Here is a 16,790-nt window from a genome sequence, read left to right on the forward strand (position 1 = left end):
TTGGGTTGGAGATGAGTTCAGCAAGGCAAGTTAGCGAGATTTTACCTATTCACATAAATAGGTTTTACTCTCGCCAACTCTGTTTGGCGTTAGTCTTTTGTACTCTTAGCGCTGGCTGTTGGTGGCGTTATTGATGAGGCTTCGCGAGATGCAAGGGATCGAGTATCGCAGTGAGTTCATCTTCGCTCAGCTCGGTTTCTTCCAGTGCAATGTCTAATACCGATTTATGTTCTTTATGTGCACGTTTGGCGATTTTCGCGGCCATATCGTAACCCACCACTGAATTGAGTGCGGTGGCAAGAATAGGATTTTTCTTCAACACTTGAGTCAAGTTGTCGCTATTGGGCGCAAAATCCGCAAATACCTTATCCGTCATGGATTGGCTGGCATGGGTTAATAGTTCGATGCTGGAGAGTAACTTGTCAGCAATCAGTGGCAGCATGACATTTAATTGAAAATTACCCGATTGCGCCGCGATGGTGATGGTCGTTTCATTACCGATCACTTCAGCGGCAATCATGGCAACCGCCTCCGGAATAACCGGATTAACCTTACCGGGCATTATCGATGAACCAGGTTGCAGCGCGGTTATACTAATTTCTTGTAGTCCGGCGATAGGGCCTGAGTTCATCCAGCGTAAATCATTGGCAATTTTCATTAAGGTGATCGCCAATCCTTTGAGCGCCGAAGCCACGGCAAGAGTGTGATCTTGGCTACTCATGTATAAGGCCGGAACAGGTGCCGCCTGCCAAGGATGCTGGTCTTGCTGCTGTAAATAATCACAAGCGAGTTTGGCAAAACGCGGATCACAATTAACCCCAGTGCCAACCGCAGTGCCGCCCAAAGGTAAATGATGTAAGTTGAGCTCTGCTTGTTGGAGCTTCGCTTGAGCAGCATTGAGCTGTAGTCGCCAACATTGTAGTTCTTGCCCTAAGGTAATGGGCATAGCGTCCATTAAATGGGTGCGTCCAGTTTTGACCAAATTTGCATGCTCATCGGCCAAAAACGCTAATTTGTCACTTAAGCTATTAATGGCCGGATACAGTAGAGCCTTTAAATGCCGCACTGTACTAATGTGAATACCGGCAGGCACCACATCATTGCTGCTTTGGCCCATATTGACATGATCATTGGGGTGAACTTTACCCTGCAAAATGTCGCTGGCTAAGCTGGCAATCACTTCGTTAACATTCATATTGGAACTGGTGCCTGAACCGGTTTGGAACAGATCCAGTGGGAAATGGGTTGAAAAGTCGAGCTGTTTACTGGCGGTAATCGCTTGTTGGATCGCCGCCGCCATGGCGTTATCCAGCAAACCTAACTGACTATTAGCGTGTGCTGCCGCTGATTTAATGTCGAGTAGGGCAACGATTGCCGGTGTAGGAAAACACCGCTCTGAAAATTGAAAATTATCCTGTGCTCGCTGGGTTTGTGCCTGATAATAAACATCATTTGGCACTTCAACTTTACCCATGCTGTCATATTCTATACGTATCTTACTCATAATATTTCCGACTCGATTTTTGATTGGGATATGTTAGTGTGTTCACTAAGCTTAGCAGGAAGTACTCATAAACGTTTATAGGGAGATCATTAATGAAAGACTCTATGCAATTATTGAAACAACTTGAGAGTAATGGAAAAAATTTCCGATATTACAGCTTTGACCGATTAGCCGAACACTTCGATTTATCCCGCTTACCCTTTGCGGCAAAAATATTATTAGAAAATCTACTGCGCTATGAAAATTCGGAGTTTGTCCAGCCAAAGGATATTGAAACCTTGGCCCGCTGGGATTTAGATGACTGGTCTGAAACCGAAATTGCCTTTGTCCCATCCCGGGTCATTTTACAAGATTTTACCGGTGTACCTTCAGTCGTCGATTTAGCCGCCATGCGTGATGCCATTATAACGCTAGGTGGTAATGCCGCCGCGATTAATCCGCTGAACCCGGTAGAGCTGGTTATTGACCACTCTGTGATGGTCGATGTATTTGCCGAAACAGGGGCGTTGCAACAAAATACTGCCATTGAAATCCAACGAAATCGCGAACGATATCAGTTTTTGCGTTGGGGTCAGCAAGCCTTCGATAACTTTAAAGTCGTGCCGCCAGGGCGCGGTATCGTGCATCAAATCAATCTAGAATATCTGGCAAGAGTGGTTTTTGTTAAAGAAGATGAAGATAACTTATTGTATCCAGATACCTTAGTCGGAACCGATTCCCATACCACCATGATCAACGGCTTGGGTGTGTTGGGGTGGGGCGTGGGCGGCATTGAGGCTGAGGCTGCGATGTTAGGCCAACCAGTGACTATGTTGTTACCTGAGATAGTTGGTTTTGAATTTGTCGGCAAATTGCCTCCAGGGGTTACCGCTACCGATCTGGTGTTAACCGTAACTGAACAACTGCGCTCATTTGGCGTGGTCGGCAAGTTCGTCGAGTTTTTTGGTGCCGGGGTTGATCAATTAACCTTGGCCGATAGGGCGACCATTGCCAATATGGCGCCAGAATACGGTGCCACCTGTGGCATTTTCCCGATCGACCAACAAACGCTAGATTACCTAAAGCTTACTGGTCGTGATCCAGAGCATATCGAGCTGATCAAGACATATCTTAAAAAGATGGGCATGTGGGCCAGTGCATCCGACAACAAAGCCTGTTATCACGCCAGCTTACAACTGGATTTAGGCAGTATTGTGCCTTCTATCGCAGGTCCCAAAAGGCCACAGGACAGAATTGCTCTTGAGCAAGCTGGAGTCAGTTTCCGTCAGTGGTTAGACAGTCAAATCCCTGTTAGCCAAATAGACGCTGAAGGTAAAGATGAGCTGGCAAGCGAGGGTGGCCCATCGGTGCAAGTCCCCGTCGTCGATGGTAGCGCAGGTGTTCCGTGTCGTTATCGAGATAAAGACTTTGTGCTCGAAGCCGGCGCTGTGGTGATAGCTGCGATAACCAGCTGTACTAATACCTCTAATCCATCAGTGTTAATCGCCGCTGGACTATTGGCCAGAAATGCCCGTGAAAAAGGTTTACAGGTTAAACCTTGGGTGAAAACCAGTTTTGCACCTGGCTCGCAGGTAGTGACGGATTATTTAATAAAATCAGGTCTTAATGTCGATTTAGATGCTCTAGGTTTTCAGTTGGTTGGCTACGGTTGCACTACCTGTATTGGTAATTCAGGCCCATTGCCTCAGCCCGTAAGTGAAGCGATACAACAGGGCAGGCTGAAGGTGTGTTCGGTGTTATCGGGCAATCGTAACTTTGATGGTCGCATCCATCCAGAAGTACAAGCCAATTACTTAGCATCGCCGCCGCTGGTGGTGGCATATGCATTGGCCGGTAATATGAAAGCCGATATGGTTACTGAACCACTGGGTGAGGATGCCAATGGCAAAGCCGTCTATTTAAAAGATATCTGGCCAGACAATCAGGAAATCCAACAGGTTATGGCCAGCGCGGTGCAAAGCGAGATGTTTGTTTCCCGTTATGCCGATGTATACAGCGGTGATGTAGACTGGCAAGGACTTGAGGTAGTGCAGAGCCAAAAATATAACTGGCCTGATTCCACTTATGTTAAACAACCGCCATTCTTTGATGGGATCAGTGCAGAGGTTCCCCAAATTATGAGTATCGACAATGCCCGTTGTTTACTTAAATTGGGTGATTCGGTCACCACCGACCATATTTCACCCGCGGGCTCTATTGCACCAGACAGCCCTGCCGGAGATTATTTACAGCAAGCAGGGGTCGCCATTAAGGACTTTAACTCTTACGGTTCACGCCGCGGCAACCATGAAGTCATGATGCGCGGCACCTTTGCCAATGTAAGGCTAAGAAATTTGCTGGCGCCAGGGACCGAAGGTTGCTGGACTCGCTTGATGCCGACAGGTGAGTCGATGACAGTATTTGATGCTGCCATGTATTATCAGCAACATAACACAGCGTGTATTGTGCTTGCGGGTAAGGAGTACGGTACTGGCAGCTCACGCGATTGGGCGGCGAAAGGGCCTGCACTTTTGGGAGTAAAAGCGGTTATCGCACAAAGTTATGAACGTATTCACCGTTCTAATTTGGTTGGCATGGGTATTTTGCCGTTGCAGTTTATGCCTGATGACAGTGCGGAGTCGCTAAATCTCACCGGTGAAGAGCAATTCAGTATTCCTGCTGTCAGCGCCGATCAGAAAACCGTCAATGTGTCAGTGATCGACAAAGCGGGTAAGCAACGTTTGTTTGAAGCTAAAATCCGTATTGATACGCCTAATGAGTTCAGTTATTACCGACATGGCGGTATTTTGCATTATGTATTACGCAATTTGGCTAAGTCGTCTAGCTAAGTCATTGAGGTGTATTTCAGTTGAACAGGGCGTTAAATAGCCTGTAAATTGGCCCAAGTTACATGACTTGGGCCTCTTTTTTGGAATCGAGATGAGCTGTTACAGCGATGGCTGGGGAGGCGTTATTTACTTGTATTGAGTTTGGATATCGCCGCTGGCTATATTCCCCAAACGATTGCGACCGAAATAATGCAGGGTATTAATTTTCTGCCTTGTAGCCAATTCTAAATCCGCCCCAATGTTTACCGTTAACATAAATTGGGGCAGAGAGATCATGCATCACTTCGCCGGTATCGCGTTTATATGTTTGCAATAAGAAACTTTCAACGTTACTGCCGCAGCGTTTACCTGTTGGATCATCAAAAATACGCTTGGTGCGATTACCGGCAAGATCGCGTTCGCGATTTCCGGTTAACGCTTGGGTAAATTTGCGGTTATGAGTGGGGAAATATCCTCTAACATCCACCGCACCAGCATAAATAATATCGGCATTATTATCTAAAATAGCTTCTTGAATACTCGGTAAATTTGAGTCGGTAAAACGATCAAAACCTGTGGTGAACTTTTGTGGGTTGGTATTAGGAATGGGTTGGTAATTTGAATCAAATAATTGCGCTTGTGTAAGCGAACCTTTAGTTAAGGCTTGTTCAAAAATAGCGCCGACATTGGCCGCAGCATTCAAAGCTACTTTGGCGATGACGGCATGTTTATCGGATAATTCAAAATGTTGTAGATGACGGAATATCTGTTCTGCAAAGCCACTGAGCACAAGCACCCTATCTGAAGCTTCAATTAAATCAGTATCGACTTTAAGAATAGAAGCGCCAATGCCTTCAATATTTGCCCCAATACCATTGGTATTATCAACGGTAAAATTCACGGTTTGATCCATTTGCAGCATTTCGCTCGCGGCACTGGCCATGCTTTCTTGACTGGCTTTGGTGAGTATATAAATTTCATTCATCCGACTAGACAGTTTGCCGCCCATATCACTGACTTGTTGCATGGCTTGTACTGATTGAATACTGTTTTGACCAATTTCGGATAGCAATGACTCAATACCTTGGGTTGCTTCGGCCGTTTTATGGGCCAAATTGCGCACTTCATCGGCAACGACTGCAAACCCTCTGCCTTGCTCTCCAGCTCTGGCGGCCTCAATGGCAGCATTGAGTGCCAGCATATTAGTTTGATCAGACAGTTTATTAATCGTATCTGTGATGCTGCTGATCGCGCTGGCTTTATTTTTTAGTTCGATGAGTAATACTGCGGTGGATTCAATTTCAGTCGACAATTTTTGTTGTTGTTCATCCACTTGCTTTATTTCTTCGGCGTAGCTAGACGCTTGTGTACTGGCTTCTTCAACTAGCGCTCGTACATTGGCTGATTGGCCTAATAGTTGTTGAGCACCTTGTTCTAAATTGCTGGCGCGTTGTGAGATTTCTTGAACATGCTTAACTTGTAAACCCATTGCGTGTGCGAGTTTTTCAATAAAAAATGATACTTCTGCTCCGCCAATGGCTATTCGAGTGGCGGCTTTACTTATGCCATTGGCAACGTGTTCATCTTGTTGAGATGAGTCCGTGCTATCTGCAGCTATAGGTTTTTTTTGGGTAAGCAGTAAGGTGATAACAGAGGCAACCGCGACTAAAAATGCATATAGCCATGAAGGTAGAGATAAAAAACTCAGCAGCATTGCTAAGGTAAATATCACTAAACCATTAATCAACATTATTTTAGTTAGCATGAAGACTCCAATCCATTTTTATTCAGATTAGCACTCTATATGTCATTGTAGGCTATCGACTTTGGTCTAAGCTTAAATAATCTACTCAATATATTCAGTGTGTCGTTAAGTGATATTTACCAATGTTTTAAGCTAACTAATTTCCCTCGCATAGGCCAAAACGCATTCACCGCAAGGGATCTGAAATGAACAGCCACGGATTAGGCTTTATGCTCGACAATTAAGCGTCGACATAGTCATTTCAGCGGGCTTAGCGACATCATTGGCGAACAAATATGGATAGACATTAATCACTAAATGCAGGATCAAGCTGCTGCTTCAATAGTGCCAATAACACCTCAGGTACAAATTTTCGTTGGGTGGTAATGGCATAGAAATTTTCATAAACATTGGGTAAGTGCTGATACACATTTAAAATCCCCTGTTCAATTTCGTCTTTAACAACCACTGGAGGTAACACAACCAGTGCGCCACTGTCGCGGGCTAAAAGACGCAGCATGGCCATGTCATCGGCTTCTGCTTGCACATCGGGTTGATATTGCCAGGTCGCGCAAAAGGAATTGAATGCTGCCCTAATTTCAGTATTTTTACCCGGTAGAACCCAGCGCATGTCTTGATAACCTTCCGGGAAACTGGCGTTTATCCGGTTAGCTTTGGGGCCCACAATCGCCAAAGGTTGCCTGGAAACCAACTGGGTTTGCCATAATGGATCTTTTTTATCGACACTGATAGGTCGATTAGTCAGTACTAAATCCAGTTCGTGATCCGCCAGACCGTTTAATAGATCGCTCATGCCTCTGGCCGATAAAGAAAAGCTCACATTAGGATTGGCCAGCAACGGGCTGATAAAATTCTCCACAAAGTTACGCGATAATGTGGTTAATACCCCAATAGATAAATGCTGCTTTTCACTCATACTGCCTTTGCGTAAAAAAGACTCCAACTCTTCGCCTTTACTGAATATATCATCGGCATAAGCCAATACACGATGACCATGGACCGTTAGGTTGAGGCGTCGTGCTCTGCGCTCAAACAACTCAACATTCATGTTGTGTTCAAATTGCTTAATTTGTGCCGACAATGCTGATTGAGAAATATGCAGGTCTTTAGCGACTTGCGTCAGGTTGCCTACAACCGCGACACGCCAAAAATAATAAAGGTGATGATAATTAAGACGACTCATTATAGTTAACCAAAACAGAACGTTTTATTAGTTTATATATATTTTTATTAAATATACAGCTCTGACATACTCTGTTGACTAAAAGAAGAGGCAGTTTATGAATATCGCGTTATCGTCCGTTTTTTTATTATGTATTCCCATTACGTTACTTTTGGCTAGCGCCCTGAGTGGGCGTTTGAGTGACCGTGCGAGGTTTAATAATAAATCTACATGGTTAATTAAGCTCAGCGGTCTTATTGTTGTGCTCTATATTACCGCCTTGGTGGTAAGTATTGCGTTACCGAGTCTTCACGCTGATGCGCAATATATTAGCCAATCACGACTCAGCCTCTTGATGATGGGGCTAGTGGTCTTTATGAGTGTTATTTTAATCGCATTTTCGCGTAATTATATGGCGGGCGAACCTCGTAGCGGCACTTATTGGCACTGGCTACTGAATATTCTCGCGGCAGTGTCTGTGGTAGTGATTAGTAACCATTTATTATTATTCTGGCTCGGTTGGGTATCAATTAGCTTAGCCTTGCATAAGCTTTTAACCTTCTATCCTGAACGCCCTCGCGCGGCACTGGCTGCACATAAAAAATTCCTCTTAGCACGCACCGCAGAAACCTCGTTATTGGCTGCAATTATATTGTTGTATCAGCAGCACGGCAGCTTATTGATAAGTGATTTACTTAGCCACTTTAATGCGGTGGCCACAAACGACAACTTACAACTAACGACCGTCGATCATATTGCTGCAGTGCTAATTGCACTCACGGCCTTAATTAAATGTGCGCAATTACCGGTACACGGCTGGTTGATACAGGTTGTAGAAGCGCCGACACCGGTAAGTGCTTTACTGCATGCAGGGGTCATTAACCTCGGTGGTTTCTTGCTGATTTTATTTGCGCCCTTGTTTATTCAATCTACTGTCGCGCAGTGGCTAGTGCTAATAGTTGCAGGATTAACCACTGTGATGGCGGCATTAATCATGACCACTCGAATTAGCATTAAAGTGCGTTTAGCTTGGTCTACCAGCGCGCAAATGGGCTTGATGTTAGTTGAATGTGCATTAGGGTTGTTTGAATTAGCCTTACTGCATTTATTAACGCACTCAGTTTACAAAGCCTATGCATTTTTGAATTCAAGCAGTGCGGTTTATGAAGACATGCAAAGGCGTCTTGCGCCAGCGGCCAATCCTAAGATGATAGATTGGATAGTGGCAGGGGTATTTTCAAGCATTATCGTCTCGATGGCAGTGATGGTTATAGACTATCAAGGAGTATGGAGTGTTTGGTTGTTATTGGTATTAGCGCTCACCATGTTATTGGCTCAGCGCCACAGTGAGCGACTGCGTAGCAGCATGATGCCCGTTTTCCTCTTAAGCATATTATTAGTGATCAGTTACAGCGGGTTTAAGTGGTTGTTTGGGGCCATTATTCCCGCCACGTCAGCCATGCATGTTGAGGCGTTAAGTGCGGTCGATATTGTCGCAATACTGTTATTTGTCAGTTTGTTTGTGCTCAATTGGATGTTGCGTTATCAGCCACATAGACCCTCAATACATCATTTACATATCGCCTTATTCGCCGGTTTATATTTAGATGAATGGCTCACTCGATTGACGTTACAAGTGTGGCCAGTGCAGTTGCCAGCACCCAGCAATAATAAAGTATTAGATAAAGCCACCGAAGTTGAGGAAGTATGACCATGAGTATCGCAGTTAAATCACCTTTGATAGCGCAACTGACTGATAGCCAGCAGGCAAAATTAACTTCCGCGGGTAACAACATTGCCCCGACATGGCCGCTCGATAAAATGATTGCTGTTAATCCATTTTGGCAAATGCGTGAGCAACCGATTGAACAAGTGTCGGCGCGAGTATCGGCACTCGATCGTATTCAGTGTTTAATGCCCAAAGGCTATTATCAGCATTTATATGCACAAGGCGACATTAGCCAGCATGCGTTGTTATTAGCGGCGGAGCAACAAGAGGTTGCAATGTCAGTGGATCAGCTTGAAGCCTTTCTTGATCAAGCCGATGATCTGACTCACTTTCACAATATTGCCGATTTATTAGATAATCAACGCGACCGATACAAAATGGCATGGCGGGATGAAATCATTCATCAAATCAGTCAATTTTGTGCAGCATATTATCAACAGTTGCGGCCCATTTTGCCTTGTCGTGATAGTTCAGCACAGCCAGATCTATACTGTCATTGGCTCGAGGTTACCGGTCGGGATCGCGGCCTGAGTATTATTATGGATGAGCCAGGCTTGCTGCACTATTTCAAACAATTACCGCAAGATGCACCGACCTTGCTCGCAGAAGCTGTTGATGAGTTGGGGATTGATGACACTGTAATCGAGTCTTATGCCCATGCATTGTTACTTGATATCAATGGCTGGGCTTCTTGGGTCGCCTATTTGCGCTGGCAAGGCGACTTGCAGGCAACGCCGAGCGATGAAATGCTGCAATTACTGGCAATTCGTATGGCTTGGGAGTTAGTGATTTGGCGTTACTTAAAAGCACAACAAGCGGACAGTTTTATTCACTTAGCCGCGCTTTGGATGCGTGAAAAAGATCAACTGCCGCATTTACTCGCGCAGCATGAGCAAGCACAACAGCCCCTTTGGGTGTGGGCAAAGGCAGCTGAACTGAGTTATCAACACAAGCTGAACACTCAGTTAGTGGATGCTCAAAAGCACCCTATAACAGCGCCAAAGTTACAGGCCGCATTTTGTATCGACGTTCGTTCAGAGGTCATACGCCGGGCGTTAGAAAATCAGAGTGATGATATCCAAACCATGGGGTTTGCGGGCTTTTTCGGATTACCTATCGAGTATCAACCGCACGACAGTGAATTGTCTCGCCCTCAGTTACCGGGATTGTTACAGCCGATCATACGAGTGTCTGAATGGCGTGATACACAGGCTCAAACCGATACGCTAAATAGCAAGGCTCGCTGGCAAACCTGGTCACAAGCTGCGCCGTCAGCATTTTCTATGGTGGAATCCATGGGCTGGCTCTATGCTTTTAAAATGCTCAAAAAATCATTTTTTGCCAAACAAACCCACAATCCTGTTAATGCACTGACTCATCAAAAAAGCTGGATCTTACGTAAAAATGATCAGCTACTGTCGTTAACCGATAAAGCTGAACTGGCTAAAGGTATCCTAAATGCCATGGGATTAAGCCAATTTTCACCTACGGTATTATTGGTCGGGCATGGAAGCCACACCACCAATAATTTACATGCTGCGGGCTTGGATTGTGGTGCCTGTGGCGGTCAAACTGGTGAAGTAAACGTGCGGGTTTTAGCCCAATTATTAAATGAGCAAGATGTACGTAAAGCATTGTTAGATCTCGAGGTTGTAATTCCTAGCACGACCCATTTTGTGGCCGCATTGCATAACACCACCACAGATCATATTGATTGCTTTGATACAGATATCGATCCCGTCCTAGTCTCATGGCTAACAGCTGCTACAGAAACGGCGCAGCGAGAGCGTTTGGTTCACATCTCCCCAGAGTTAGCTGGTAGCAGTGCAGCTGAATTAGATCGATTTTATATTCAGCGCAGTAATGATTGGTCTCAAGTGCGTCCAGAATGGGGTTTGGTAAACAATGCCGCTTTTATTGTGGCGCCTCGATCTTGGACCAGAAATGTCAATCTGCAAGGTCGAAGCTTTTTACATGATTACCAATGGCAAAATGATGCTGACTTTGGCGTTTTAGAATTGATCATGACCGCGCCTATGGTGGTAACCAATTGGATTAATATGCAATATAACGCATCGGTGAGCGATAATGTTAAATACGGCAGTGGTAATAAGTTACTGCATAACGCTGTCGCGGGTCATATTGGTGTGTTTGAAGGTAACGGTGGTGATTTACGTATTGGCCTGTCGATGCAAACGTTGCATGATGGCCAAAAATGGATGCATCAACCGCAACGTTTAGCTGTGTATCTCGCTGCACCAAGAGAGCCCATTGAGCAGATCACGGCTAAACATGACAATGTGCGCTGGCTTGTCGATAACCAATGGTTGTATTTACTGCGCTGGTCAGATGAAGGTGTAATTGAACGTTACTATCAGGGGCAGTGGTTACCACAAGCGGCTTAACATTTGTCGCCCTGTAACGTTAGTGCAGGTGGTAACAATTATAATGAGTCGCGATTATTTTTATCAGTCGTCCGTTGGCGTATGAACCTCGCGTAGAGGTCAATACGCCTTGGAAATAGGTTTACCGAGTCATACTTGGCCTAATAAGGACTTCATTTAAGCTTATGATATCTTCGATGGTTTTCCTGTCATAAGTTGTCATGGTTATTTTTACACAGCAATTACCATATTTTACTATTTCACCATTCATTATGTGCTCATATGACCTTAGCGTGATAGGTTCCATCAGTAAGTTATTTTTTTGGTAAAGTTCAACGTTTACCAAGCCACTTCCTAGTGCACCTAAATCGTAACTGGTTAACACTAAGGTGCTATTTTTATTGACTTCATATATAGATTTGTATTTTTCGCCGTATTTTAAAAATGTTGATACATGATAAGAAGCTAATACAAAGCCTGCTATGATTAATAATAGTTTCACTTTGAGTTCAGCCAATAAAGAACCGCATAGCAGTATTGAAAACAGCAGTAAATTTAATGTTGCATCAAATATTTTATAGTTCTCAAAGCTGTAGAAATATAAATGGTAATCAAAATATGTGGACAGTAATTTATATAAAATAACTGAGCTAATTAATGCTATTCCTGACAGTCTTTTCATGGCTGTTATTCTTCGCTTTCTTGTCTGGTGTTCGGTCTGTTTTATGGTTAATTCAGGCTTATCTTGTTCACACAGTCAATTGATCGGAACTTTCATTCTACAATGGCACAACCATAGTGATTGATCCTTATAGCCATTAATGACCTGCTAAAAATTATCATCGATAAACCATCCGATTTGCCTAGATTTATGCTAAAGAATAGGCAGGTTAATTAACCTTAAGTGAGCCTTTGTCAGCTTGCATTTTTATGGTGTAGGGTAAAACGACGGTATCAGAAACCACAGAAAACACCGTATCAAAAACAATAAGAGGGACCTTGTTAACTGAGCCACCTAAATTGACCGTTTTACTTGGCTCACCATATAAAAGGCAGAAGTTATACGAAACACCGCTATAGACTCTTGGTATCTCTTCACAATAACTTTTTTTGCCATTCTGTGAGATATTAAGATGATTTTGTGGGGGGATCAATGGTTTTAATGGTTGCACATGAAAATGTACATAGCGCGACTAAAATGAGTGTGAATCCTTTCATAAACAAGTATTCCTTTCAATGATAATGACAGTGTTCGAATACTGATTATGCCCATTCAGCTTGAGTATCAGTATCAATACACACAACTAATTGATAACAATTGAACTTAGCAGAATACTCGCCACAATACCATTTTGCTTATTGCTATCGTTTTTTATTCTATGTTGAGTGCTTACTGTCCGACTTTTCACAAGCCACATAATGGATGCTGTTGGCGTATTTGATATGTTAAATCGCTTTAACCCCGCGGATCATCTCGAACTGTATTGGTGATGATCTGCGAATAAGTAAATGCTTTAGTCGCTAATTAGCAATCTTGTGAGCCAAACTATCGGCAAATTATTTAATGATGTAATTTGTTATGCAGGATAGCGTGCTTATGTTTTTTGGTTGATGGTCGAGGGTAGCTATCGTCATCTTCAATGGTTAGCTTAAGCGTTCCCTTTTTAGCGACGTTATCATGATTATGGACCTGCCATAAAACAACATAATCAGTCGGCATAAGTGAGGGCATCTCAACAGAAAAGACTTTGCTTTCACCTTTCGGCACTTGAATGTTTAAATTGAGCCCGTAGCCGTCCATGTCGTTAAGCGTTAGTGAATCTAACGTCACTATTTCATCAAATGACAGCTTTATTTTACTCGCAGGCGCCATAATAAACTCAACCGCCACAGCGCTATTATTGGACGTTAATTCGTTGGCCACAACACTATTTGTGACCAACACAGTAGATAAGAATAATCCTAAACCGTGGTAGATTTTCATCTCAACGCCTTACCATTTTACTCAATAGCGACCGCAAACCGGTGTAAGTTTATCGCTTGTTTGACACAAGATGCTTTAGTCCGATTGCTATTATTTCGGCTAACATAAGGTGCCGGTATGCACGATTGGCGTGATCCAGTAACGACACGGATTATGTTTGCACACTAGCGCAAGGGTGCTCAATAATGCCTGCTGCTGATCAACTGGATGCATAATTTCAAATTTACAAAATTCTCGGTAACCTTCAACCTGTTCCTTAATATTAAAGTGGCTATGTTCGCGACTAAAACCACAAATATCACCTAGGCTAAAACCTGATAAGAAATCCAGCTCGATTAAAGTATCGACGATATCATCCTTGATATCATTTTGAGCGATCAGCACTAACAATTGCTCAGTGATCATTTACGTTTCTCCAGCCAGTAATAAAGAATTGGTAATAAATAAAGTGTTGTAATGGTTGATGTTAACAAACCACCAATCACAACAATGGCTAACGGTTTTTGGATTTCAGCCCCAGGACCAGAAGCAAATACCAACGGCATTAAGCCAAACATTGCTGTCGTGGCAGTCATCAAGATGGGTCGTAAGCGCCTCGCGGCACCCTGTTCTACTCGTGATAATAAACCACTGAATAGATGCTTGGTTTGCTCGTAATAACTCACCATCACGACACCATTAAGTACCGCTACGCCAAGCAGGGCGATAAACCCAACCGATGCCGGTACCGACAAATATTCGCCAGACAAATATAAGCTCACAATACCGCCCATCATGGCAAATGGCACGTTGGCGAGGATTAAACCAGCTTTCGCTAATGATCCAAAGGTAGTGAACAAAATCAGCGTGATTAACGCAATTGCAATGGGGATAACCAAGAGTAAATTATTAGTCGCACGTTGTTGGTTTTCAAACTCGCCACCAAAGCTGACACTGTATCCGCTAGGGAACTTAATATCGGCCGTGATTTTCGCGTTGAGCTCTTCAACAAAGCTGACGATATCGCGCCCTTGAACGTTAGTGGTGATCACCGAGAAACGGTCGCCTTGCTCACGTTCAATTAAGATAGGCCCTTCTTTATAGCTTAACTTAGCCACATCGGTTAAACGCTTTAAGGAATGATCTGGCATCACCAATAACTGATTTTTCAGTTCATGAATGCTGCTTAAGCCACCTTGATTATTGGCTATCAGAACTGGAGTACGCTTTTTACCCTGTAGCACTTCGGTAACGATTACCCCTTCAAGCTGACTCTTTAAATAGCGAGCAAACTCCATGGTGCTCATACCAAACCCACGCGCCATTTCATTGTCTAAGGTTAAATTGATAAAAGGACTGCCTTCAATCATCGACATTTTGACATCGATACTGCCAGCTGTTGCACTAACAAGCTGTTCTATTTGCGCGGTTAATTGCCCTAGAGTATCGATATCGGTACCAAATACCTTAATCGCTACATCACCAATACTGCCGGTGAGCATTTCCGAAACGCGCATTTGGATCGGCTGGGTAAAGTTAAAATTAACTCCAGGATACTTAAGCAACTCGCTGCGAATCGCCTCAATTAATTGCTCTTTAGAATCAAATCGCCACTCATCGCGTGGGGCCAGTTCTAAAAACACATCGGTTTCATTGAGGCCCATTGGATCTAAACCCATTTCATCAGCTCCGGTACGAGCAACCATCTGCTTAATTTCAGGAACCGCAGCAAGCAAGGTCTGCTGAATTTGCTTATCTATCGCAATAGAGGCAGCAAGCGAGATAGAAGGCGACTTTTCTAACTGTAAAATAATGTCACCTTCATCTAGGGTCGGCATAAAGGTTTTACCCACTAAGCTAAACAAGCCTAAACTGACAATGAGTAAGGCAAACGCGATGATCATAAAAGGCTTTTTATGGTTAAAAGTACTTTTAAGGCTGCGAAGATACGCGGCTTTTAATTTCTCGATAGCCTTAGGTTCTTGGGCAGACTTTTCATTCACCAGATAAGACGCCACCACAGGAATAACGGTGAGTGATAACACCAATGCAGACAACATGGCGAACACAATCGTCACGGCGACTGGAGTAAACAGTTTGCCCTCCAGCCCTGTAAGTGTCAGTAATGGCGAAAACACTATCATTACAATGACAGTGCCCGATACCACCGGAATCGCGACATCTTTCGTGGCGCGATAAATAAGGTGTAAACGGGGTAACCGTTGCTTAGTCGCAATCAGGTTGACCATGTTTTCAACCACCACCACGGAAGAGTCGACTAACATACCTATGGCGATCACTAATCCACCTAAGCTCATAAGGTTGGCGGAAAGATCAAATAGGTCCATCATTAAAAAGGTCGTTAATGCCGCGAGAGGCAAAGACAGCGACACCACCAAAGCGGCGCGGACGTTGCCTAGAAACAGTGCTAGTAGCACAATAACTAACAGTACAGCCTCAAACAATGCACTCGAAATGGTATCGATGGCGGTATTAATTAGGTTTGCGCGATCATAGAAGGTATTAATCACACTGCCTTCAGGTAATGTGGTGCTGATTTGATCAAGCTTTTCTTTAATACTACTGACCACTTTGGCCGTGTTAGCATTTTTAAGAGCAATAATTAACGCTTCAGCAGCTTCTTCACCGTCTTTGGTCACTGCGCCATAACGAGCTAAATGACCAATCTGAATATCTGCTAAGTCTCTAAGGCGGTATACCTTGGCATCATCAACCTTAATAACCAGTTGCTTTAGCTCATCAATATTATCAATTCGGCCTTCAGCACGGACAATAATAGTATCAGTGCCGATAGTGAGTTTTCCGGCACCTTCATTGTGGTTATTATCAATAATGGCTTGTTGAAGTGAGGCAAAACTCACCCCAGCAGCGGCCATCGCAGACGGATTAGGATTAATGCTAAAACTCTTAGCATAACCGCCTAAAATATTAACATCGGCCACTCCAGCAACGGTGCGCAGGAGTGGACGAACCTCCCACTCCAGCAGCTGTCTGCGTTCCATTAGAGATAAATTAGGGTTTTCCAGAGTGAACATAAAAATCTCACTCAATGGTGTACTCATAGGTGCAACACCACCCGATACCCCTTGCGGAAAACTGTCCCACACAGCGGCAAGTCGCTCGCTCACTTGCTGTCTGGCCCAATAGATATCAGTCCCTTCAGTAAAGTCTAGGGTAATGTCGCTGATGGCATATTTGGTGGTTGAACGTAAAATAGCCTGATTAGGTATCCCCAATAATTCAGTTTCGATAGGCACGGTAATTTGTGCTTCGATTTCTTCAGGGGTCATGCCTGGCGCTTTTAAAATGATCTTAACCTGAGTCGGTGAGATATCAGGAAAAGCATCTAGCGGAATAGCAAACCAAGCGCGAGCACCAGCGAGCATTAATATCAGCGCGACAATCAGAACAAATATGCGCTGAGTCAGCGAAAAACGGATGACGGAAGCGAGCAT

11 protein-coding genes are annotated in these 16,790 nt (G+C 44.0%); 3 read left to right on the forward strand and 8 right to left on the reverse strand.

The features are described 5' to 3' along the window. Positions 1 to 127: 127 nt before the first annotated feature. Entirely contained in the window at positions 128 to 1,504 is a 1,377-nt protein-coding gene (locus GW828_RS15270) for a lyase family protein (RefSeq protein ID WP_273058669.1), read from the reverse strand. 92 nt (positions 1,505 to 1,596) lie between these two features. Here GW828_RS15270 and acnA point away from each other — a divergent pair, with 92 nt between their 5' ends. Beyond that, a complete protein-coding gene (gene acnA / locus GW828_RS15275; protein ID WP_273058671.1) occupies positions 1,597 to 4,332 on the forward strand; it encodes an aconitate hydratase AcnA in 2,736 nt (911 codons plus the stop codon). Between the two features lie 199 nt (positions 4,333 to 4,531). On the opposite strand, the gene GW828_RS15280 is transcribed toward acnA, so the two are convergent. Next, entirely contained in the window at positions 4,532 to 6,076 is a 1,545-nt protein-coding gene (locus GW828_RS15280; protein WP_182697665.1) for a methyl-accepting chemotaxis protein, read from the reverse strand. A gap of 286 nt (positions 6,077 to 6,362) precedes the next feature. Next, complete coding sequence (locus GW828_RS15285; protein ID WP_124018240.1) at positions 6,363 to 7,259, reverse strand: LysR family transcriptional regulator; 897 nt, start codon at positions 7,257 to 7,259, stop codon at positions 6,363 to 6,365. A gap of 97 nt (positions 7,260 to 7,356) precedes the next feature. Here GW828_RS15285 and GW828_RS15290 point away from each other — a divergent pair, with 97 nt between their 5' ends. Together GW828_RS15290 and GW828_RS15295 are read left to right on the forward strand one after the other, a co-directional pair. After that, complete coding sequence (locus GW828_RS15290) at positions 7,357 to 8,949, forward strand: NADH-quinone oxidoreductase subunit L (protein ID WP_220492549.1); 1,593 nt, start codon at positions 7,357 to 7,359, stop codon at positions 8,947 to 8,949. 2 nt (positions 8,950 to 8,951) lie between these two features. After that, complete coding sequence (locus tag GW828_RS15295) at positions 8,952 to 11,372, forward strand: YbcC family protein (protein WP_273058674.1); 2,421 nt, start codon at positions 8,952 to 8,954, stop codon at positions 11,370 to 11,372. 121 nt (positions 11,373 to 11,493) lie between these two features. On the opposite strand, the gene GW828_RS15300 is transcribed toward GW828_RS15295, so the two are convergent. From GW828_RS15300 to GW828_RS15320, 5 genes are all read right to left on the reverse strand, one after another. Then, positions 11,494 to 12,033, reverse strand: a complete 540-nt coding sequence (locus GW828_RS15300; protein WP_273058675.1) for a hypothetical protein — start codon at positions 12,031 to 12,033, stop codon at positions 11,494 to 11,496. 208 nt (positions 12,034 to 12,241) lie between these two features. Beyond that, positions 12,242 to 12,523: a YceK/YidQ family lipoprotein gene (locus GW828_RS15305; RefSeq protein WP_273058677.1), complete on the reverse strand. Its 282-nt coding sequence runs from the start codon at positions 12,521 to 12,523 to the stop codon at positions 12,242 to 12,244. Positions 12,524 to 12,912: 389 nt separating this feature from the next. Beyond that, positions 12,913 to 13,335, reverse strand: coding sequence for a copper resistance protein CopC (locus GW828_RS15310; RefSeq protein ID WP_273058679.1), 423 nt, complete (start codon positions 13,333 to 13,335; stop codon positions 12,913 to 12,915). Positions 13,336 to 13,434: 99 nt separating this feature from the next. Further along, positions 13,435 to 13,740, reverse strand: coding sequence for a DUF3240 family protein (locus GW828_RS15315; protein ID WP_182723011.1), 306 nt, complete (start codon positions 13,738 to 13,740; stop codon positions 13,435 to 13,437). Further along, entirely contained in the window at positions 13,737 to 16,790 is a 3,054-nt protein-coding gene (locus tag GW828_RS15320) for an efflux RND transporter permease subunit (protein WP_273058681.1), read from the reverse strand. Before GW828_RS15320 ends, GW828_RS15315 begins: the two co-directional genes overlap by 4 nt.

The sequence above is a fragment of the Shewanella vesiculosa genome, assembly GCF_009994065.1.
GTDB classification, from domain to species: domain Bacteria; phylum Pseudomonadota; class Gammaproteobacteria; order Enterobacterales; family Shewanellaceae; genus Shewanella; species Shewanella vesiculosa.

What these genes read in the sequence shown, in the direction of transcription:
- GW828_RS15270 (WP_273058669.1), bottom strand. Translation starts at nt 1,504, where the DNA reads ATGAGTAAGATACGTATAGAATATGACAGCATGGGTAAAGTTGAAGTG.
- acnA (WP_273058671.1), top strand. Translation starts at nt 1,597, where the DNA reads ATGAAAGACTCTATGCAATTATTGAAACAACTTGAGAGTAATGGAAAA.
- GW828_RS15280 (WP_182697665.1), bottom strand. Translation starts at nt 6,076, where the DNA reads ATGCTAACTAAAATAATGTTGATTAATGGTTTAGTGATATTTACCTTA.
- GW828_RS15285 (WP_124018240.1), bottom strand. Translation starts at nt 7,259, where the DNA reads ATGAGTCGTCTTAATTATCATCACCTTTATTATTTTTGGCGTGTCGCG.
- GW828_RS15290 (WP_220492549.1), top strand. Translation starts at nt 7,357, where the DNA reads ATGAATATCGCGTTATCGTCCGTTTTTTTATTATGTATTCCCATTACG.
- GW828_RS15295 (WP_273058674.1), top strand. Translation starts at nt 8,952, where the DNA reads ATGAGTATCGCAGTTAAATCACCTTTGATAGCGCAACTGACTGATAGC.
- GW828_RS15300 (WP_273058675.1), bottom strand. Translation starts at nt 12,033, where the DNA reads ATGAAAAGACTGTCAGGAATAGCATTAATTAGCTCAGTTATTTTATAT.
- GW828_RS15310 (WP_273058679.1), bottom strand. Translation starts at nt 13,335, where the DNA reads ATGAAAATCTACCACGGTTTAGGATTATTCTTATCTACTGTGTTGGTC.
- GW828_RS15315 (WP_182723011.1), bottom strand. Translation starts at nt 13,740, where the DNA reads ATGATCACTGAGCAATTGTTAGTGCTGATCGCTCAAAATGATATCAAG.
- GW828_RS15320 (WP_273058681.1), bottom strand. Translation starts at nt 16,790, where the DNA reads ATGCTCGCTTCCGTCATCCGTTTTTCGCTGACTCAGCGCATATTTGTT.